Below are 20,889 nucleotides of genomic sequence, written 5' to 3'. Positions count from 1 at the left end.
TCGGCGAGGCCGGATCCTGACGCGATCATGAGCGCCGCGCTCAGAGCAGCCAGCCGCGCTCCTGGGCGATCCGTGCGGCATCCGCCCTCGTCCGCGCCTCGAGCTTCTGCATCGCCGAGGAGAGGTGGTTCCGCGTGGTCCCCTCGGAGAGATGCAGGGCGCGGGCCACATCCGAGATCGTGCCGCCGTCGCGGGCGGCGGCCAGCACCTCGGTCTCGCGAGGCGTCAGCGGCGACGGACCCGCCGTGAGCGCGTCGGTGGCGAGGGCCGCGTCGATCACGGTCTCGCCCCGCATCACGCGCCGCACGACGTCGGCCAGCTCGGACGCCGGGGTGTCCTTGACCACATAGCCGGCGACGCCCGCGGACAGGGCGCGGGACAGGTATCCGGCGCGGCCGAACGTGGTCACGATCACGATCCGCACCCCGGGCAGGGCCTGACGCAGCTCCGCCGCGGCGGTGAGCCCGTCGATGCCGGGCATCTCGACGTCCAGCAGGGCGATGTCGGGGCGGTGCTCCTGCGCGGCGGGGAGCACCTCGTCGCCGCGGCCGACCTGCGCGATCACCACGAGATCGTCCTCGAGGCCGAGCAGCGTCGCGAGCGCGCCGCGCACGAGCGCCTGGTCGTCGGCGAGCAGGATCCGGATCGGCGCTTTCGCCGTCATGCCGTGACCTCCAGCAGGAATCCGCCGTGGCGGGAGCGGCCGATCCGCAGCGCGCCGCCCGCATCGGCCGCGCGCTCGGCGAGTCCGTGCAGGCCGGTGCCGGTCGGCTCGTCGGCGGGGCGGGGCGCCGGCCCCACGCCGTCGTCCTCGATCGTGATGCGCCCCGGGGTCAGCATCACCCAGCAGTTGGTCGCCCCGGCGTGCCGGATCACGTTCGTGACGGCCTCGCGCAGCGCCCATCCGAACAGTTCGCGGTTGCGCTCCGGCACCTCGTCCGTCGTCGTGGGCAGGTGCGCCGTGATGCCCGCGGCGGGCAGCAGCGTGCGCAGCGAGGCGAGCTCGCTCGCGATCCGCACCTGACGGTAGCCGGACACCACCGCGCGCATGTCGCCGAGGGTGGCCCTGGCGAGGGTCTGCACCTCGTGGATCTCCGTCACGGCGGCGGCGGGATCCCGATCGGCGAGCTTCGCCGCCAGATCCGCCTTGAGCGAGATCGCTGACAGCGAGTGCCCGAGGATGTCGTGCATGTCACGGGCGACGCGGTTGCGCTCCTCCTCGACGGCGACGACGGCGAGCTCCTTCTGGGTGCGGCGCAGCTGCGCCAGGGTCTGCAGGTTGCGGGTGAAGGCCGCCATCAGAGTGCCGATCGACAGGATGATGAGCGGCATCGTCCAGGGCGGGGTGCTCGTCGGCTGGAAGGCGCCGTCGATGAGATTCATCACGAACGACACGGCCGACAGCCCGAACACGGCGATCATGGCGCGGAAGTCGCCGCCGAAGCAGAGCGCCGCGGAGACGGCGACGTACGTCCACAGTCCGGACAGGTCGGGCCCGAGCACGATGAGGAAGGGCAGCGACAGCAGCAGGAGCCCCGCCGGCGGCAGCCATCGCCAGCGGTCGGGGAACGCCATCGCCACGGGGAACGAGAACGTGAAGAGCGCGCCGTAGACGACCACCGCGAGCCCCCAGAACCAGGAGCCCGGTGCGGGGAGCTGGGTCAGGATCGGCACCAGGATGAACCCGATGATGAAGACCTGGCTGATCAGGGCGCCCGGATACCAGCGCTTGGCGCCGGGGGCGCCGATCGTGAGCCGCAGCCGGGCCCACCCCGTGACGCCGTCCAGCGAGGGGGCGTCGAGGAAGCCGCCCTCGCGGATGCCGAAGCGCCGCACGAAACCGAACCGGCCCGCACGACGAGCAGGGCGTGCGGCCGGAGCCGGCACGCCCTGCTCGTCGCAGGCGTCGTCCGTCACGTCAGACGCGCTTGGTGTCGCGGCGGAACATCAGCACGGCCAGCGCCGTGAAGATGAGGAACCACGCGATGAGGTTCGGCACGGCCCAGCCGTTCGGGACGACACCGATGACAGCCGACTGGGAGAGCTCGGCGATGCCCCACAGCGGCGTGAACCTGGCACCGACCTGCACCGCCTCGGGCATGATCGCGAGCGGGACGAACAGGCCGCCCATGAAGCTCAGGATCGGCAGGATCGGGCCGAGGTAGCGCATCGCGTTCTGCGCGGGGAACGCATAGCCGACGGCGAGACCGAGGCTGGTCAGCATGAGCGAGCTCAGCCAGGCGAGCACGCCCGCCGGGATCAGGTTGCCGAGCGGGGCGGAGATGCCGAGCGCGGCGCCGACGATCAGCGTGACGAGCACGGCGATGCCGCCGAGGACCAGTCCGCAGATGACCTTGACCAGGATGTAGACCACCGGGTTCAGCGGCGTGAGGCGCAGCTGCCGGCTCCAGCCCTGGGCGCGTTCGGCGGCGACCGAGACGCCGGTCATGGTGCTCGCGACCATCGCGCCGTACACGGCCATCGAGATCATGATCGGCACGGCGGCCGACATCCCGCCCTGGCTGACCGGGACGCCCGAGATGGAGGTGTTCTTGTTCGGCAGCCCGATCATGACCAGCATCGCGATCGGGAAGATCAGCGTGAACACGACCACGCTGGAGTTGCGGAACAGGCGCTTGAGCTCGACGCCGAGGAAGGTGAGGCTGAAGCCGCCCATCGGCGGTACGCGGCGGGACGACGGATCGATCCGGTCCAGGCGCTCGGTGGCGGTGGTCATGTCATTCCCCTTCCGTGTCGTCGCCCGTGAGCTGCAGGAACGCCTGCTCCAGGTTCTGGCTGGTGATCGTGATGTCGTGCGCGGAGGTGCGCGTGAGCAGGTGGCGGGCGACCGCATCGGAGTCGTTCGCGCGGATGATGATGCGCGGGCCGCGAACCTCGACCGAGTCGACGCCGTTCAGGGCGGCGATCTCGGCCTGGCCGGATCCGTTCGCGTCCTCCCACTCCGCCTCGACCGTGCGCCCGGAGGCCATCGCCTTGATCTCGGCCGTTGTACCGTCCGCGACGATGCGCCCCTTGCGGATCAGAACGATCCGGTCGGCGTACTGGTCGGCCTCTTCGAGGTAGTGCGTCGCGAAGAGCACGGTGCGTCCGCGCTGGGCGTCGGCGTGGATCGCCTGCCAGAACGAATGCCGGCCCTCCACGTCCATGCCGGTGGTCGGCTCATCGAGCACGATGAGGCCCGGATCCGACACGAGCGCCATCGCGAACCGGAGCCGCTGCTGCTGACCGCCGGAGCACTTCTGCACCTTGCGATCGGCGATGTCGGCGATGCCGGCCCGCTCGAGCGCGGCGTCGATGCTCGTGGTGTGCGTGAACAGCGACGCGGTGAGCTTCATGGTGTCGCGCACGGTGACGTCGCTGAGCAGGCCCCCGGTCTGCATGACCGCCGAGACCAGGCCTCGGCCGATGGCCTGACGCGGCGTCAGTCCGAAGAGGGACACCTGGCCTGCGTCGGGCTGGGAGAGGCCGAGCAGCATGTCGATCGTGGTGGTCTTGCCCGCGCCGTTCGGCCCGAGGAAGGCGACGACCTCGCCCTGCTTGACGGAGATGTCCACGCCGTCGACGGCCGTGAAGCCGCGGAAGTGCTTGGTGAGCCCGGTCGCGGTGATCGCGGGATGCGGCGCGGCAGGCGCCGCGGTGACGGTCTGCGCCGTCTGGGTTTCGCTCATGATGTCGCCTCGTTCATGTCATCCAGTCTGCTCCGTGCGGCGCGAGGTGCACGATGAACCATGTCATGGATCCGCCATGACATCCGTCACAGGCCCGGGACCGGATGGCGGAGGGGGAGGGGCGTCGGCGCGTGAGAGAGCAGGCTCAGGGTGCGAGCGCGGCGACGGCGCCGATCTCGACGAGAGCGCCGGGCACCCCGAGGCCCGCCACGAGCGCCGCGGTGACGAGCGGCGGCGCGCCCTCGCGTGCGAGCTTCGGACCGACCGCGCCGTAGGCCGCGCGCAGATCCGCGTCCTGATGGAGCAGCACGGTCCAGCCGACGACGTCGGCGAGGGTCGCGCCGGCGGCGGCCAGAGCCGCTGCGGCGTTGTCGAGGGCGCGCGCGGCCTGGACGGCGACGTCGTCGGAGACCACTGTGCCGGTCTCGTCGACGCCGTTCTGGCCGCCCACGTGGATCATCGTGGATCCGGGCGGGATCACGGCGACATGGCTGAACGCGGGGCTGTGCACGAGCCCCGGGACGTGCGGGTAGGAGATGCTCATGCCCGAGAGCGTAGCCACGGGCCCCGACATCCTCGCGGGGCGGTCGGGCATCCTCGCGAGGCGGTCGGGCATGCCCGCGGGGCGGTCGGGTCGAGGCCGTGCGGTGCGGCGCGATAGACTCGAGAGGCTCAACAGGAGGTTGCCCGGTGATCCTTCACTACATCGTGTTCGGAATTCTGTTCCTCGGCGGATTCGTGCTGCTGGGCATCGCCCCCGGCCTGCCCGCATGGCAGGGTCCCGTCTTCGTCGCGGGCATCCTTGCGATCAGCCTCGCCCTCGCGTACATGATGCGCGAGCCCGGCGGCGCCACCAAGCGCTCGCGCTCCTGGGAGAACTGAGTCCCACCGCGTCGCGGTCTCGTCAGGGCGGCGGCCTCGCGGTTCGTCAGCGCTGCTGTGCGCGCCACTCGTCGGCGAGCATCGCATAGGTGAAGCCGTCGATCCAGCCGCGCTCGGCGTGCCAGGAATCGCGCACACCGTGCTGCTCCCGGCGCATCCCGAGCTTCTCCATCACGCGCCATGAGGCGATGTTGTCGGCGAAGCACCCCGCGGTGACGCGATGCACGCCGAGGTCGTCGAACGCGAGGGCGAGCAGCGCCCCGGCGACGGCGGTCGCGTATCCGCGCCCCGCCTGCGCGGGGTCGATCGTGTATCCGATCCCGGCCTGAGCGTTCCGCCACGGGCCGTCCGGCACGTGGCTCTGCCCCATCGCATCCGTGCGCCACAGCGACACCGTGCCGACCACCTCGTCCCCGAGGAAGGCGATCGCGGAGTGGTCGTCCGGATCCGCGAGGCCGTCGAGCCACGTGCGCCGGAACGCCTCTGGATCCACCTCGGTGCGGATCAGCCAGTTCGTCACCTCCGGCCGGTTCCGCCAGGCGAGCACGCGGTCGAGCGCCTCCGTCGTCGGCAGGCGCAGCTCCAGAGGGCCGGCAGGACGCGGCCAGGTGATCCCGGGAGAGGTCATGCTCCCTGTCTAGCAGGCGTCGGCCCGGGCGGGCGGTGGCGCGGCGTACTCCGCGGGGAGTACGCCGAGGGCACACCTCCGGAGGATCCGCCTCCTGCGCGGCGCGATTAGCATCGGAGGATGCCGGATCAGCCGCTCGAACACGCCGTGTGGGGCAGGGCGGCGGCGTTCGGGCCCGACACCGGGCGGATCCCGGCCGGGCCGCCCCCGCGCTTCCGCCTGATCGCGCCGGTCGTGCTGTGCCTGCTCGTGCAGCTGCCCGCGACGGTCTGGGTCGCGGCGCACGCCGGCCACGGCCTGCACTGGCGGATGGCGCTGCACCTCTCGCTCGCGGTCGCGGGCCCGCTGGCGCTGCTCGCGGCGCGGCGTTTCCCCGGACCGACGGTCGCCGTCGTGTCCGCGCTCGCACTTCTCGACGTGCTCACCACACCCGTCTACGGGCCGCCGTACCTCGCCCTGGCGTTCGCGATCGCGATCGCGGTGGTCCGCGGGGCCGCGGTCTGGGCCGCCGCCTCCGTCGCGACCGCGTGGGTCGCCGCGATCCTCGTCGGCGTCACGATCGGCCGGATCTGGCATCCCGGGCTCATCGTGGCGGCGACGCTGGCGCTCGCCGCGAGCTTCGCGGTCGGCGCCTTCGTGCGCACGCGCGGGGCCAGGATGGCCGCGATGCGCGCCGATGCGCAGCGTCACCGCCGCAGCGCCGAGGAGCGCGAGCGCGTGCGCATCGCCCGCGAGCTGCACGACGTGCTGGGGCACGCGCTGTCGCAGATGAACGTGCAGGCGAGCGTCGGGCTGCACCTGTTCGACCGCGACCCCGAGCAGGCGCGCACCGCGCTGCAGAACGTGAAGGACACCTCGAAGCTGGCGCTGGAAGAGGTGCGCGGCGTGCTCGGCGTGCTCCGCGACGGGGAGGTGCCGCTCGTCCCGCAGGCCGAGCTCGCGGAGCTCCCTCGGCTCATCGCCGGCCTCACCGCGCCGGGGCTGGACATCGAGCTCGACGACGAGCTCGCCGGCCGCGCGCCCAGCCGCGCGGCGCAGTTCGCCGCGTACCGGATCGTGCAGGAGGCGCTCACCAACGCGGTGCGGCATGCGCAAGCCCATCACGTGCGCGTGGTGCTGGAGCGCCGGGACGAGCCGGATCCGGTTCTCGTGGTGACGGTGACCGACGACGGCCGCGGCTTCGGCGGAGCGGATCCGGAGGTCTCGGGACACGGCGGCGTGCTCGGCATGCGGGAGCGGGCGGCGCTGCTCGGCGGCACGATCGAGATCGGCGACGGCGAGGCGGGCGGCGCGCGCGTCGTGGCCAGGCTGCCGTGGGGGAGGGCATCGTGATCCGGGTCGCGCTCGCGGACGACCAGCTGCTCGTGCGGGCCGGTTTCCGCGCGCTGCTCGACGCGGAGGACGGCATCGAGGTCGTCGCGGAGGCGGCGGGAGGACGCGAGCTGCTCGAGCGGATCCGGACGACGCCCGTGGACGTCGTGCTCATGGACATCCGCATGCCCGACGGCGATGGACTCTGGGCCACGGAGCAGATCGCGGGGGACGCGGCCCTCGCGGACGTGCATGTCGTGATCGTGACGACGTTCGAGCTCGACGAGTACGTGGTGCGCGCGGTGCGGGCCGGAGCGGCGGGGTTCCTCGTGAAGGACACGGAGCCGGCGGACCTGGTGCGCGCGGTGCGGGTCGTCGCGGCCGGTGACGCGCTGCTCTCGCCCGGCGTCACCAAGCGCCTGCTGGAGCGGCTGACGGTGGGGCTCCGCGATGCGCCGGAGCCGGCGGTGCTGGACGGCATCACCGAGCGCGAGCGCGAGGTGCTGCGCCTCGTCGGCCTGGGGCTGACCAACGACGAGATCGCGGAGCGGCTGTTCCTCAGCCCGCTCACCGCGAAGACCCACGTGTCGCGGATCATGGCCAAGCTGCACGCCCGCGATCGCGTGCACCTCGTGGTCATCGCCTACGAGACCGGCCTGGTCGCCCCCGGCTGGCAGTAACGAGTCGTCCCCCTGAGCGCACGCCATGGGCTCCGCTGACGGAGACGACTCGAAGTGGGGCGCGCCACCTCTTCGGGTCGTCCCCGCCAGCGCACGCCATGGGCTCCGCTGACGGGGACGACTCGGAAGTGGGGGGGGGGACGCGAGGCGGGGCGTACTCCCGGGGGAGCAGGGGGAATCACTCCCGGGGCCGGATTCGGGGGAGGGCGCGGATGACGAGGCTGGATCCATCGGTCGAGAAGCGACCGAATCGATCCAAGGATGGTCACTCATGATCGCAACCGTCGCGGCCATCGCCGCGCATCCCGGGCACTGGGGCATGGGCATGGCCCCGTTCTGGCCCTTCTTCATCATCGGGCCGCTGATGTTCCTCGTCATCGTCGGCCTGCTGATCGCCCTCCTCGTGCGGCGTCGTCGCTGGGGCGGTCCCGGCCCGTGGGCCTGGCACGGCGCTCCCGGCGCTCCCGGAGCCCAGGCGCCCTGGGCGGCGGCGCAGGGCGGCGCGGCGCAGAGCCGCACCGCGGAGCAGATCCTCGCCGACCGCTTCGCCAAGGGCGACGTGGACGAGACCGAGTACCGCGCCCGCCTCGAGGTGCTCCGCGCGAACCGCCCGGAGGCCTGAACCGCCCACGAGGCGGCCTGATCCACCGACCGGTCGGCCCGTCATGCCCGTGCATGGCGGGCCGTCGGCGCGCGTGCGCGAGAATGGGGGCATGCTCCGGCCGCCGATTCCCACCCCTGCGCACGGGGGCGGGAAGTGACCGAGGGATCCCGCGAGAGCTCGCGCACGGCGCAGATCTCCGCGGAGCTGCGCCGGCGGATCTCCGAGGGCGACTTCGCCGCCGGCACCCGCCTGCCGAGCGAGGCGATGCTGAGCGCCGAGTACGGCACGACGCGCAGCGTGATCCGCGGAGCACTCGCCCGGCTCGCGCGCCTCTCGCTCGTCGTCTCCCGGCCGAGGGGCGGATGGATCGTCCAGGCCGCGCACCAGACCCAGGGCTTCGCGCGGATGCAGTCGTTCACGGAGTGGGCGAGTGAGGGAGGGCGCGTCCCAGGAGGCGCGATCACCTCGCGCACCGTGGGACCGGCGGATGCGCGCGAGGCGCAGCAGTTCCGGATCCGGCTCGGCGAGCCGCTGCTCCGCTTCGTGCGGCTGCGCACGCTGGACGGACTGCCCGTCATGATCGAGCGCTCGGTCTGGGCGCCCTGGGTCGCGGAGGTCATCACGCAGGTTCCCGACGACGTGCGCTCGACCACGGTCGCGCTCGCCGAGGCCGGGATCCGCGTCGCCTCGACGAACCACCGGATCGAGGCGGCCGCCGCGACCACGGAGGACGCGGCGCTGCTCGGCGTGCGCCGCTCGAGCCCGCTGCTGCAGGTCGGACGCACCACGACCACCCGCGAGGGACGGCTCGTGGAGCTCGGCGTGGACCGCTATCGCGCGGGGGCGATCGCGTTCGAGATCGCGGCGGGGCAGACGGTCCGCACCGCGCTCTGAGCCGGGGGCGAAGCGCTGCTCCGCGAGGCGCCGCGTTTCGTCTCGCCTGCGGCTCGCTCAACGACCGGTGTAGGCGCCGCGTTTCGTCTCGCCTGCGGCTCGCTCAACGACCGGAGCACGCGCGCGTTGCGGCTCGCTCAACGACCGGTGGGCGGCCGGAAACAGCCCAGTGTGCACGCTCGGCGGCCGGATCCGCGGTGCACCGGGCCGATGCCACCGGCCCGTCCTCCTGCGTTCACCGACTGTTCCCCTCGGCTTGCTGTCCTCGATCTCGGCGCCCGCCCCGGGTGCCCCGTCGTCCCGAGGAGCGTCCATGTCCAGCGAGCCCGTCCCGTTCCGCCCGGATCCCTACGAGCGTCCCCGCACGGTCCCCGACGAGGTGCTGCACAGCGGCATGACCCGTCGCGGCATGCTGCGCGCACTCGGCCTCCTGGGCGGCGCCGCCGCCGTCGGCGCCGGCCTCGGCGCGGGAGCGACGGCCTCCTCGGCCTCGGCCGCCGGGGGAGCGAGCACGGCGGCGACCGCCGCCGGCACGCCCCGGGCCTACGCGCTGCCGGAGGGCTTCTCGGGAGACATCACCGACATCAAGCACGTCGTGGTCCTCATGCAGGAGAACCGGTCCTTCGACCACTACTACGGCGCCCTCCCGGGTGTGCGCGGCTTCGACGACAAGCAGGCGCTCCGGTTCCAGAACGGCACCGACGTCTTCTCCCAGCCGCAGGGATCCTCGTTCGTCAAGCCCAGCCGTGTGACCACGGTCGCCGGCACCACCACGGGCCTGGACCACTCGTACTCGGGCAGCACCTCGGCATGGGCCGGGGGACGCTACAACAACTGGATCGGCGCCAAGGGCGCCAACACCATGCACTACGTCTCCGGTGAGGAGATCCCCTGGCAGTACTCGCTCGCGAGCGCCTACACGATCTGCGACAACTGGCACTGCTCGGTCATGGGGCCGACCACGCCGAACCGGCTCTACGCGTGGACCGGCACCTCGGGCGGCGTCGTCGACAACGGCGGCGAGTCCAACGGCAACCGCACCTGGCAGACCTATCCCGAGGCGCTGCAGGCCGCGGGCGTCTCATGGCGGATCTACGTCGACAACACGAACAACGGATCCAGCTGGGTCGGCGACTACACCGACAACCCGATCCGCGGCTTCAACGCCTTCACGACGTCGGGTTCGTCCGCACAGGACCTCGCGAACCGCGCCGACGCGACGAAGAACGCCGCCGGCACGGGCCTGGTGTGGCGGGCAGGCTCCGCGCCCTACGCCTCGACCGGCGTCGTCAACAACGACAGCGACGCCAACCTGAACGGCGTGCTGAAGGACTTCATCGCGGCGTGCAAGCCGGGCGCCCCGTATCCGCTGCCCCAGGTCTCCTGGATCGTCGCGCCGTACAGCTGGTCGGAGCACCCCTCGGCGAACCCCGAGCACGGCGCGCACTTCTCGAACCGCGTGATCCAGACGCTGCAGAGCAACCCTGAGATCTGGAAGAGCACGCTGCTGATCATGACGTTCGACGAGAACGACGGCTACTTCGACCACGTGCTGCCGCCGTTCGCCGAGCCGGGCACCCCGGGCGAGTACAACGGATCCACCCCGATCGGCTACGGCGCCCGCATCCCGACGATCCTCGTCTCGCCGTGGACGCGCGGCGGCTGGGTCGGCACCGAGACCTTCGACCACACCTCGCTCATCCGCTTCCTCGAGACCTGGACCACCGCGATCGGCACCCCCGCGATGTCGACCACGATCAGCGCCTGGCGCCGCGGGATCAGCGGCGACCTCACGAGCGCGATGGACTTCGCGCACCCGGTGATCGACGTCCCCTCGCTGCCCGACACCGACGCCCTCGTGCAGATCGCCCGCGCGGGCGGCACGATCGGCACCCAGGTGCCGCCGGCCGACAAGTGGTCGAGCACCCCGCTCAAGCACCGGCCACTCTCGTACCACCCGCACGGCGTGTTCGTGGAGGACCGCAAGACGGGCAAGGTCAGCGTGCAGCTCAGCGTGGTCGGAGGGCCGCAGGGCAAGGCGCTGAGCCTGCAGGCGTTCCCCGACAAGTACCTGCCCTTCGTGAACACCCCCTACACGGTCACCGGGACCAAGTCCGCGACGCATGTCTGGGATGCGACGGCGCAGGACGGCCGCTACGCGTTCTCCGTGTACGGACCGGACGGCTTCGTCCGCGCGCACGCCGGCACGGTCCTGCCCGCAGGCCAGAACGGCGGCGCCGTGCCCCGCATCGAGGTCGACCTCGTGGCCGGCGAGACGCCGACCGTCACGATCGCGCTGCACAACGACGGCCGCCAGAGCGTGCACTACGCGCTCACGCCGAACGACCACGCCGGCACCGCGCAGCGCATCTGGGTCAAGCCCGGCGCGACCGAGACCGTGACCTGGCCGACGTCCGAGGGCTACTACGACGTCGTCGTCACCGCCGACACGAACAGCGGCTGGAAGCACCGCTACGCCGGTCGCGTCGCCCAGCTGCCCGCCTGACCCCCATCCACCCTGCCGAGCACCCGATCCCGCCCGCACCCGATCCGATGGAGTCCCGAATGCCCCACCCGCGCCGGCGTCTGCGCCGCCTCGCCCTCGCCGCCCTCGCGGGCGCCGCCGTCGTCGTCTCGACGTTCGCGGCGACGCCCGCGGCGGTCGCGGATCCGACCCCCGCACCGTCGTCCTCGGCCGCCCCGACGCCTGCTCCCGCCCCGGAGTCGTCGTCGCCGCCGACCGCGGACCCCGCGCCGGAGCCGACCACGGCGCCGTCGCCCGCACCCGCGACGCCGGCACCGCCCGCGCCCGCTCCACGGGCCGCGATCCCGGGGGCGATCGCGCCCGTCGCGGCCTACACGTTCGACGCCGACAGCGGCTCGATTGTGAAGGACGTCTCGGGCAACGGGAACGACGCGCGCTGGGTCGGATCCCCGGGCTACCGCCCGGGCGTCTCGGGGTCCGCGGCGACGATCGGCCTCGGCACGAACTACGTGAAGCTGCCCCTGGTGGCGGGGAAGACCGACGGCGCAGGGAGCTTCTCCTACGAGTTCTGGATGTCGGAGCAGAGCCGCACCTCCTACGGCACGCTCATGAGCAACCAGGACTTCGCGTCCTGCAACAACGCGGGTCTCACGCTCTACAACCAGACCACGCAGGGCGTGCTGCAGGCGTGCTGGGGGACCACTGCGGGCGGCACGAAGCGCTACATCAACGGGGCGACCCCGAACATCGCCGGATCCTGGCACCACGTCGCCGTCACGGTCGACCGCGCTGCGAACGTCATCATCGTCTACACCGACGGGGTCGAGACCAAGCGCTCCGCGGCGGGCGAGGTGACGACGGCGACGAACCTGAAGAGCGGATTCGCCTTCAACATCGGCGGGTTCAGCGGCAGCGAGAAGGACGTCAGCGACGGCTACGTGAACGCCGCGATCGACGATCTGCGGTTCTACGACGCGGTGCTGCCTTCCGCGCAGATCGCCGACGACTACTCCGCGCTCAAGCCCGACTCCGGCGCCTACACGGTCGCGTTCGACGGCAACGGCGCGACCTCGGGAGACATCGCGGCGCAGACGCTCACGATCGGGAAGTCCGCGACCCTGCCGGCGAACGCGTTCGTGCGCCCGGGCTACCAGTTCCAGGGGTGGGCGCTGAGCCCGAAGGGCCAGGTCGTCTACGCCGACGGCCAGTCGGTCGCAGACCTCACGGTCCGCGCGAACACCACGGTGACGCTCTCCGCGATCTGGAGCAGGCTGCGTGCATCGGGCGATGCGGTCGCCCCGTTCGCCTCCTACGACTTCGAGACCGCGGACGGCGCCGCGATCCCCGACTCCTCCGGCCGCGGCAACGACGCGACCTGGTCGGGCACGCCGTCCTACGTCGCCGGTACCACCGGCAAGGCGGCCTACGTCAACGCGCCGGACGGCAGCACGCGCGGCGTGAACTTCTTCTCGCTCCCGCTCGTCCCCGGCCACACCGACGGATCCGGCAGCTTCTCGTACACGTTCTGGCTCAAGGAGGCCTCGTCGAGCTCCGACTCGCCGATCGTCTCGAACCAGGACTTCCGGCACTGCTACAACCGCGGCGCGACGCTCTACAACACGGCGGGCAGCCCCGGCATCCTCCGCGGCTGCTTCGGTCAGAACGGCACGTCGACGACGCAGAACTACCTCGCGGACGCGAGCCGCACGTCGGTGATCGGATCCTGGCACCACGTCGCCGTGGTCGTCGACCGCGCCGCGAGCACCATGACGACGTTCGTCGACGGGGAGCAGACCGCGCAGAGCACGAGCCTCGGCTCCGGCTTCTCCCTGGTCAGCGGCTACCCGTTCCGGGTCGGTGCGGAGGGCTCTCTGCTCGACGACGGCGACGGCTTCGTGAACGCCGCGATCGACACCTTCGACTTCTACGACCGGGCGATCTCGGCGGCGCAGATCCAGAACGACTACATGGCGACGCACTCCGGCGACGTCGTCACCGACGGATCGACGCTCGCCCGCGGCTTCGTGTCCGGCGTGCTGCGCGCGCCCTCGGTGCGCGCCGGCGGTGCGGTCTCGCAGACCGTCGCCGGGCTCTGGAACGGCGGATCCGTCACCTCCTACACGAAGGTCGAGGGCGATGACTGGCTGAACGTCGACGCGCAGGGCGTCGTGACCGGCACGGCGCCGACGTCCGCGCCGGCCGACCCGGCCTTCCTCACGGTCGAGGCGACGGACGGCACGACCACCGCCCGGATCGAGGTCGAAGTCCCGGTGCTCGCCGCCGATGCCGCCGTGCCCTTCGACGCGGTGACCTGGAACCTCTGGGACGCGGGCGGGCACGTCAACGACGCCGCCCTGAAGAACCTCGCGGTGATCGCCGAGAACGGCTTCGACGTGATCGGCGTGCAGCAGGACGGCGGCACCGCCGCGACAGCCCTCGCGAAGGCCCTCGGCTGGAACGCGCTCGAGGGGCCGGGCGGCGTCGGCCTGATCTCGCCGCACCCGCTCAGCGCGCGCACGGTCGTCGGCGAGCAGCCGGGCCTGGGCGCGACCGTGGACCTGCTCGGGCGCACCGTGCGGGTGTGGACCATGGGCCTGGACCGCACGGGCTACGGCCCCGAGGCCGCGTGCCTGGACGGGGTGACCGATCCCGCCGCGCTCGTCGCGGCGGAGCGCGGCAGCACCCGCTACGCCCAGGTCGACGCGTTCGCGGCGGCCATTGCGACCGAGACGTCCGCGGCGACCCCCGTCGTCGTCCTCTCGGATCTGGAGTCGCCGTCGGGGTCCGACTGGACCGCCGCCACGGCCGACGCGCACTGCGGCGTCGGTGCGGTGGACTGGCCCGTGCCCGCCCGCCTGCAGCAGGCCGGCCTCGCGGACGCGTATCGCACTGCGAACCCCGATCCGGCCGCCGACGCCGGCGACACCTGGTCGCCGCTCGTCGTGAAGACGGCCACCGGCGCGGATGAGCCGCAGGACCGCATCGACACCGTGCACTTCGCCGGCTCGGCGCTGCGCGTGCTCGGCGCGAACACGGTCGTCGCGGGCTGGCCGTCGCCGACCGCGGTGCTCCGCAACGCCTGGGCGAGCAACCACCGCGCCGTCGTCGCCTCGTTCGCGCTCGGCAAGGGCGCCCCGGATCCGTCCTCGCTGCCCGCCGTGGTCGCGAGCGCCGCGGGGCGCACGGTCACGCTGCACACGGTCCCCGCGGGATCGACGGGCATCGAGTACCGCGTCGACGGCGGCGCCTGGCAGGCGTACTCCGCACCGTTCGCGGTGCCGGGCACGGCAGCGGCGCTCGTCGAGTACCGGGCGACGGATCAGGGCGTGACCGGGCCGATCTCGGGCCTCACGCTCGCCGCGACCGGCGCCGACGCGGGGCAGGACGTGCAGCCCCTCGGCACCGCGAAGACCGTCCTGCGCGGCGAGGCCATCACAGGGCTCGGCGCGAAGGTGGTCGATGCGTCGGGCAACGGCGTCTCCGGAGCCGACGTGGCGTTCACGATCTCGGGCGGCGCATTCGCCGGGGGCGCGACCACGGCGACCGTCTCGACCAACGCCGCCGGCATCGCCGTCGCACCGAGCGCGACGGCCCCGACGGCGGGAGCGGTGACGATCACCGCGGCGTTCCGCGATCGCACGGCGAGCCTGCCGCAGATCACGGTGGTCGACCCCGCCCCGGCGCTGACGGCCGACGTGAAGGTCACCCCGGCCGTGGTCTCGGGCAAGGTCGTGCTCACGGTCGCGGTGACGAACACCGGATCCGCCGCGGCCGACGTGAAGATCGCCACCAAGTACGGCACCAGGACCTACCCGGCGGTCGCGCCGGGGGCGACCGTGTCCTACGGATTCAGCACCATGCTGGCCGCGATCCCCGCGGGGACCGCGACCGTCACGCTGACGAACGGATCCGGCGCCGCCACGATCCCCACCCCCTACCCGGCGGCGCGATGAGCGCCGACGCCGGATCCCGTCCGCGGCGGACCCGACGCCGCGGAGACACCCACGCAGGAGGCAGGACCATGACAACCCACAGCACGGTGCCGGATGAGGACGGCGCTCTGCGGAGCGACCGCGGATGGACCCGGCGCCGCACCCTCGTCGCCGGCGCCTGGTCGGTGCCGGTGATCGCGGCGGCGGTCGCGCTGCCGCAGGCCTCGGCCTCGGTCGCGATCACGGTCGACCTCCTCGGCGCCGTGGATGACGCGCAGACCTACCCGTTCTCGGCCGCGGGCGACACCGCGCCGCTGATCTTCCAGGTCGCCGGATCCGGCCCGATCCCCGCCGACGGCACCGCGGAGCTCGTGAACGCGGGCGGGATCGCGTCGTGGGACGAGTCGGTCCTGCTGCAGGGCGCGCTGGCCTCCGCCGCGATCGACACCGACGGCACCCTGATCCTGCCGATCGTCGCGCTCGCCGCGGGCACGTTCCCGGTGCTGGTGCACGTGGGGCCGGTGACGCGGACGTTCGTGATCACCCTGGTGCAGGCGTGAGGCGGGCGGCGGGAGCGGTCGCCCTGCTGGCGGTGCTCCTGCCGGCCCTGCTCACCGGCTGCACCGCGGACCGAGCCGGGACGGCGAAGCCCTCGGCCTCGCCGTCCGCCGACGCCGCGCAGCACGGACCGGCGATCCGCGTCGTCTCCCCGGAGGGCGCGGTGCCCCTCGGCGACGAGGTGCGGATCGTCGTCCGCGCGACCGACGACGGCGCCCCTGTCGCGGCGCAGGACGCGACATTCGAGGTCGTCTCGGGCCCCGCGACGTACCCGGGCGGATTCGAGACCTCCGCCACGGATTCCGACGGGGTGGCGAGCTCGCTCGGGCTGCGCGCGGAGGGGCCGGGACGGGTCACGATCAGGGTCGCGGTCGGCGACATCACGGGTGAGGTCGCGATCGACGTCACCGGATCCTGAGCCGACCTTCGAACGGCGGGAATGCGCCGGCTGGGAGATCCCGATGCGTGCGCTGTGAGCCGGGGATCGACGCTCCGGACCCTCTCGCGCGGCCGCCGCGCACGGGAATAGCATCACCCTCGGTCACCGGCGACCGCCGAGGACCGAACCTGATGTCTGGAGATCCCGGATGCGTAGAAAAGTCCTCGGCGTCACCCTCGCGGTCGTCGCCACCGTCGCCGCCACCGTCGCCGGAGCAGGCGCCGCGAGCGCGGCCCCGCCGCCCAAGACCCCGATCCCGAACTCGACACCGGGCTGGCTCAAGAACGCGACCAAGGGCGGTCCGGCGAACGGCGCGGTGAGCGCCCGCGTGTATCTCGCGCCGGCCGGAGGCATGGATGCTCTGGCAGCGCTCGCGACCGCGGTCTCGACGCCCGGATCCGCGCAGTACCGGCACTTCCTCACCGCGGATCAGTACCACGCGACCTTCGACGCCTCGCAGCCGACGGTCGACGCGGTCACGTCCTGGCTGCAGGGCGCGGGACTGAAGACCACGGTGGATCCCCGCCACCGCTATGTGGATGTGAGCGGCGGCGTGGGCAACGCGAACAAGGCGTTCGGCGTCACGATCTCGAACTACACGCACGACGGACTCACGGTGCAGGCGCCGGACGGCGCCGCGACCGCCCCGGGAGAGCTCGCGGGCGCCGTCATCGCGGTGGACGGACTCGACACGACGCCGTCCTTCGTGGATCCGAAGACCCAGAAGCCGGCCCCGCCGGACGGCGGATTCCGCAACTCGCCGATCTGCGGCAAGACCTACGGATCCGCGACGCCGGCGAACCTCGCGACGCCCGACGGCACCGTGCTCCCCGCGTTCGACGGCGCGACGCTGCCGTACTCGCCGTGCGGATACACCGGCCCGCAGCTGCGGAACGCCTATGAGGCCGGGCTCACGGGCGGACTCGACGGCACGGGCGTCACGGTGGCGATCACCGACGCCTACGCGTCGCCGACGATCGAGGCCGACGCGAACCGGTACGCGACCGACACGGGCGACAAGCCGTTCGTCGCGGGACAGTTCTCGCAGAACGTGCCGAACGCGTACACGAACGTCAACAGCAACAAGTCGAACCACCAGTGCGGCATGGCCGGCTGGTACGGCGAGGAGACCCTCGACGTGGAGGCCGTGCACGCGATGGCACCCGGCGCGAACATCCGCTACTACGCGGGCAAGAGCTGCATGGACCCGGATCTGCTCGACACGTTCACCCGCATCAACGACGAGAACGTCGCGAACATCGTGACCAACTCCTGGGGCGGATCCGGTGACGTCGTGAAGCCGTCCCTGTTCCTCGCCTACGAGACGGCGTTCCTACAGGGGGCGGCCCAGGGCATCAGCTATGCGTTCTCGAGCGGCGACGACGGCGACCAGGCGACCAAGCTCGGCTCGCCGCAGACCGACTACCCCGCCTCCGACCCGTACGTCACGGCCGTCGGCGGCACGTCCACCGCGATCACCGGCGCCGGCATCACCGGCGAGACCGGGTGGCAGACGTCGAAGTACGTGCTGAAGAACGGCGCGTGGACTCAGAGCGACGCGTTCCTCTACGGCGGGGGCGGCGGCTACTCGTCCAACATCGCCGAGCCGCAGTACCAGAAGGACGCCGGCATCGTGAGCCCCATGGGCGGGCGTGCTGTCCCGGACGTCTCGATGGACGGGGATCCGACCACCGGAATGCTCGTCGGCCAAACGCAGACCTTCACCGGCCAGGCCGCATACGACACGTACCGCATCGGCGGCACGAGCCTCGCGTCCCCGTTGTTCGCCGGCATCACGGCGCTCAAGATCCAGGCGAACGGCGGCGGCCTCGGCCTGCTGAACCCGACGATCTACGGCACCCACGGCCAGGGCTTCCAGGACGTGACGGGGGCGGGCATCGACAAGGGCGCGATCCGCGTCGACTTCGCGAACGGCCTCGACGCCTCGGGCGGGTACGCCTACTCGGTGCGCACGTTCAACGGCGCGACCACGACGCAGTCGGTCGGGCCGGGCTGGGACACCGAGACCGGCTGGGGCAGCGCCAGGGCCGCCTGGGTGCAGTAAGCCCGACTCGGGGTCGTCGAGCGACTGATCGGGGTCGTTGAGCGAAGACGCGCGCAGCGCGACTGAGACGAAACGCGGTGCTCTCGCAGAGCATCGCGTTTCGTCTCGGTCGGCTGCGCCGTCCTCGCTCAACGACCGGAAACTCAACGACCGGAACGCGCCGGCTCAGCGCGGCCGCCGTGCGGCGTAGCGGTGCTCGGGGCGACCGGTGCTGCCGTAGCGCAGTTCGAGGCGGACGAGCCCGGACTGCTCCAGCTGGGTGAGCGCGCGCTGCGCGGTGGTGCGACTGATCCCGATGGCGGAGGCGATCTCCTGCGCCGACACGTCCGCGCGCTGAGCGGCCACCGCATCGAGCACCGCCTGCAGGGTCGGCGCGAGCCGGCGCCCCTCCTCGGGCGGGGGAGCGGCGGTCGGACGGAGCAGCTCGAACAGGCGGTTCACGTCGTCCTGTGTCGCGGCATCGCCGAGCGCCGCGATCCGCTCCTGCGCGTGCCGGTACGCCGTCAGCCGCTCGGCGAGCTCCGCGAACCCGAACGGCTTCACCAGATAGTGCAGCGCGCCGAGCTGCACTGCCCGGCGCACCGTGGCGAGGTCGTTCGCGGCCGAGATCACGATCACCGCGGGGGCGGATCCGGAGCCCGTCGCAGGATCCGGCTCCGCGAGCAGCTGCCGCACGACCTCGAGGCCGTCCCCGTCCGGCAGGTAGACGTCCATCAGCACGAGATCCGGCCGCAGGTCCCTGGCCTGCCGCAGCGCGTCGGCGGCGGATCCGGCCTGGCCGACGACGCGGAAGCCGGGCACCGCCTCGACGAAGCCGACGTGAACGCTCGCCACGCGGAAGTCGTCGTCGACGACGAGCACCGTGAATTCGGGAGCGGTCATCGCGAGCCTCCCTGCGTCGGGGACTCGGTCGTCGAGCGCGCGGAGCGGGACGAGCCCGGATCCGGCCGGCCCCCGGATCGCGGGATCACCACGGTGAACGCGGCGCCGTCGTCGCTCGCGACCGTGACCGTGCCGCCGAGGCGGCTCGCGGTCGAGTGCACGAGCGACAGCCCGAGCCCGCTGTGCCGCGCGCCCTTCGTCGCGGCGCCCGCGCTCAGGAACCGCGAGCCGCGCTTGGTCGTGTAGCCGCTCTCGAAGATGCGCGGCACCGAGTCGTCCGGCACACCGGGGCCGTTGTCGGCGACGCGCACCGTCAGCGCCTCCGGCGTCTCCGCGATCGCCACGGTCACCCGGCGCGGGGCGGGGGAGTCGGCCAGCGCGTCGAAGGCGTTGTCGATGAGGTTGCCGAGGATCGTGACGAGCGCCTGCAGTCGGTCGGGCGCGGATCCGAGGTCGGTCTCCGGGGCGATCACGAGGTCGATCCCGCGCTCGTTCGCCTCCGCGGCCTTGCCGAGAAGCAGGCCGACGATCATGGGCGCCCCCACGTGCGTGCGCAGGGTGCGGTCGAGGTCGGCGGAGGTGCCGCGGATCTCGTCGAGGTACTGCAGCGCCTCATCGGTGCGGCCCAGTTCGAGCAGCCCCGCGACCGCGTGCATCCGGTTGGAGAACTCGTGCTGCTGCGCGCGGATCGATTCGGCGAAGCTGCGCTCGCCGTCGAGCTCCTGGGTGAGCCCGGTCACCTCCGTGCGGTCCTGCAGGGTGAGCACCGCGCCGTGCGGTCGCCCGGCGAGCGTGACCGGCATGCGGTTGAGCACGAGCACGCCCGCGTCGGTCACGGCGATCGCGTCCTTGACCTCGGTCGTGCCGGTGAGCGCGTCGCGGATCGGGCTCGCGACGAGCACGTCGTCCAGGCGGCGTCCGCGCGCGCCCTCCGGCAGGTTCAGCAGGCGCTGGGCTTCGTCGTTCACGACCGTGATCCGCCCCGCAGGGTCGATCGCGATGACCCCCTCGCGGATCCCGTGCAGGGTCGCCTCCCGCTCCTGCAGCAGCCGTGCGATCTCGTCGAGCTCGAGCCCGAACGTGCGGCGCTTGAGCAGCGCCGCGAGTCCGAACGAGACCGCGGTGCCGATCGCGAAGGCGAGCACGATCCAGGTCGCGTAGATCGGCAGCTGGCCGAGCAGCTCGGCGGCGACGCTCGACTCCCTGATGCCGACCGACACCTCGCCGATGACCGTGTCCGTCGCCCCCTCGAAGACGGGAACGCGGGCGTTCGCGGTCGTGCCGGTGGATCCCACGTCGGTGGCGCGATGCACCTTCCCGTCCCGCGCGACCACGTCCTCCGAGACCTTCTTCCCGATGAGCGCCGGGTTCGGGTGCGAGTGCCGCACCCGGTCCATGTCGATGACCACGACGTAGGCGGCGCCCGTGCGCTTCTCGGTCGCCGTCGCGAGCTGCTGCACGTCGTCGTCGCAGACGGAGCCCCCGGAGGAGAGGCAGTTCTGCACGGCCGGCATCTCGGCGAAGGTCTGCGCGATATCGGCCGCGCGGTCCTGGTAGTCGCTGGTGAGGTTGGCGCGGGCGGTGACCGCGAACAGCACGAAGCCGATCAGCAGCGAGGCGCTGAGGATCGCGACCTGAGCCAGCAGGATCAGGGTCGACAGTCTTCGGATCCGTCGTCGCATCACACCGGATTCTCTCATTGCGGGCGGTGCCGCGGCCCTGCGCAGAACGCCCAAAAGATGCGGGAACGCCCACAACGGCGTGCAATGCGCGCAAGCGAGACAGCCGGTCCTGCCGGGCGCGACCATCGATCCACACCACCGCAGGACAGAGAGGTCTC

General features: G+C 72.4%; 18 protein-coding genes. 10 read left to right on the top strand and 8 right to left on the bottom strand.

Features of this window, described 5'->3' with window-relative positions:
- Positions 1-40 precede the first annotated feature (40 nt).
- From ACIPY5_RS11430 to ACIPY5_RS11410, 5 genes are all read right to left on the bottom strand, one after another.
- Entirely contained in the window at positions 41-664 is a 624-nt protein-coding gene (locus ACIPY5_RS11430) for a response regulator transcription factor (RefSeq protein ID WP_400970637.1), read from the bottom strand.
- Positions 661-1,917 (bottom strand): sensor histidine kinase, encoded by a 1,257-nt coding sequence (locus ACIPY5_RS11425; RefSeq protein WP_400970633.1) that lies wholly within the window; start codon positions 1,915-1,917, stop codon positions 661-663. The genes ACIPY5_RS11430 and ACIPY5_RS11425 overlap by 4 nt, the downstream gene beginning before the upstream one ends.
- Position 1,918: 1 nt before the next feature.
- A complete protein-coding gene (locus ACIPY5_RS11420; protein ID WP_309338902.1) occupies positions 1,919-2,737 on the bottom strand; it encodes an ABC transporter permease in 819 nt (272 codons plus the stop codon).
- Position 2,738: 1 nt separating this feature from the next.
- On the bottom strand, positions 2,739-3,689 hold the full coding sequence (locus ACIPY5_RS11415) for an ABC transporter ATP-binding protein (RefSeq protein ID WP_309338904.1): 951 nt from the start codon (positions 3,687-3,689) through the stop codon (positions 2,739-2,741).
- A 145-nt stretch (positions 3,690-3,834) separates the two neighbouring features.
- Positions 3,835-4,233 carry a RidA family protein gene (locus ACIPY5_RS11410; RefSeq protein ID WP_309338907.1) on the bottom strand — a complete coding sequence of 133 codons (399 nt, stop codon included), beginning with the start codon at positions 4,231-4,233 and terminating at the stop codon, positions 3,835-3,837.
- A gap of 146 nt (positions 4,234-4,379) precedes the next feature.
- On the opposite strand from ACIPY5_RS11410, the gene ACIPY5_RS11405 reads away from it, so the two are divergent.
- Positions 4,380-4,571 carry a hypothetical protein gene (locus ACIPY5_RS11405; protein ID WP_045249567.1) on the top strand — a complete coding sequence of 64 codons (192 nt, stop codon included), beginning with the start codon at positions 4,380-4,382 and terminating at the stop codon, positions 4,569-4,571.
- 46 nt (positions 4,572-4,617) lie between these two features.
- On the opposite strand, the gene ACIPY5_RS11400 is transcribed toward ACIPY5_RS11405, so the two are convergent.
- Positions 4,618-5,199, bottom strand: a complete 582-nt coding sequence (locus ACIPY5_RS11400; RefSeq protein WP_400970626.1) for a GNAT family N-acetyltransferase — start codon at positions 5,197-5,199, stop codon at positions 4,618-4,620.
- Positions 5,200-5,319: 120 nt separating this feature from the next.
- Here ACIPY5_RS11400 and ACIPY5_RS11395 point away from each other — a divergent pair, with 120 nt between their 5' ends.
- From ACIPY5_RS11395 to ACIPY5_RS11355, 9 genes are all read left to right on the top strand, one after another.
- Positions 5,320-6,531 (top strand): sensor histidine kinase, encoded by a 1,212-nt coding sequence (locus ACIPY5_RS11395; RefSeq protein WP_400970623.1) that lies wholly within the window; start codon positions 5,320-5,322, stop codon positions 6,529-6,531.
- Positions 6,528-7,190 (top strand): response regulator, encoded by a 663-nt coding sequence (locus ACIPY5_RS11390; protein ID WP_400970620.1) that lies wholly within the window; start codon positions 6,528-6,530, stop codon positions 7,188-7,190. Before ACIPY5_RS11395 ends, ACIPY5_RS11390 begins: the two co-directional genes overlap by 4 nt.
- A 271-nt stretch (positions 7,191-7,461) precedes the next feature.
- On the top strand, positions 7,462-7,812 hold the full coding sequence (locus tag ACIPY5_RS11385; RefSeq protein WP_309338924.1) for a hypothetical protein: 351 nt from the start codon (positions 7,462-7,464) through the stop codon (positions 7,810-7,812).
- Between the two features lie 135 nt (positions 7,813-7,947).
- Positions 7,948-8,688, top strand: a complete 741-nt coding sequence (locus ACIPY5_RS11380) for a GntR family transcriptional regulator (RefSeq protein ID WP_400970617.1) — start codon at positions 7,948-7,950, stop codon at positions 8,686-8,688.
- A gap of 313 nt (positions 8,689-9,001) precedes the next feature.
- Positions 9,002-11,194: an alkaline phosphatase family protein gene (locus ACIPY5_RS11375; RefSeq protein WP_400970614.1), complete on the top strand. Its 2,193-nt coding sequence runs from the start codon at positions 9,002-9,004 to the stop codon at positions 11,192-11,194.
- Positions 11,195-11,253: 59 nt separating this feature from the next.
- Positions 11,254-15,126, top strand: a complete 3,873-nt coding sequence (locus tag ACIPY5_RS11370; RefSeq protein WP_400970611.1) for a LamG-like jellyroll fold domain-containing protein — start codon at positions 11,254-11,256, stop codon at positions 15,124-15,126.
- Positions 15,127-15,194: 68 nt separating this feature from the next.
- Entirely contained in the window at positions 15,195-15,665 is a 471-nt protein-coding gene (locus ACIPY5_RS11365) for a hypothetical protein (protein WP_400970608.1), read from the top strand.
- Positions 15,662-16,081, top strand: a complete 420-nt coding sequence (locus ACIPY5_RS11360; RefSeq protein WP_400970605.1) for a hypothetical protein — start codon at positions 15,662-15,664, stop codon at positions 16,079-16,081. The genes ACIPY5_RS11365 and ACIPY5_RS11360 overlap by 4 nt, the downstream gene beginning before the upstream one ends.
- 169 nt (positions 16,082-16,250) lie before the next feature.
- Positions 16,251-18,167, top strand: a complete 1,917-nt coding sequence (locus tag ACIPY5_RS11355; protein WP_400970602.1) for a protease pro-enzyme activation domain-containing protein — start codon at positions 16,251-16,253, stop codon at positions 18,165-18,167.
- Between the two features lie 165 nt (positions 18,168-18,332).
- On the opposite strand, the gene ACIPY5_RS11350 is transcribed toward ACIPY5_RS11355, so the two are convergent.
- Both ACIPY5_RS11350 and ACIPY5_RS11345 read right to left on the bottom strand, forming a co-directional pair.
- Positions 18,333-19,049, bottom strand: a complete 717-nt coding sequence (locus ACIPY5_RS11350; protein WP_400970599.1) for a response regulator — start codon at positions 19,047-19,049, stop codon at positions 18,333-18,335.
- Complete coding sequence (locus ACIPY5_RS11345) at positions 19,046-20,731, bottom strand: ATP-binding protein (RefSeq protein ID WP_400970596.1); 1,686 nt, start codon at positions 20,729-20,731, stop codon at positions 19,046-19,048. The genes ACIPY5_RS11350 and ACIPY5_RS11345 overlap by 4 nt, the downstream gene beginning before the upstream one ends.
- Positions 20,732-20,889 lie beyond the last annotated feature (158 nt).

The organism is Microbacterium sp. NPDC089698 (genome assembly GCF_044749045.1).
GTDB lineage: Bacteria > Actinomycetota > Actinomycetes > Actinomycetales > Microbacteriaceae > Microbacterium.
This window is presented reverse-complemented; position numbering and strand designations above follow the sequence as displayed.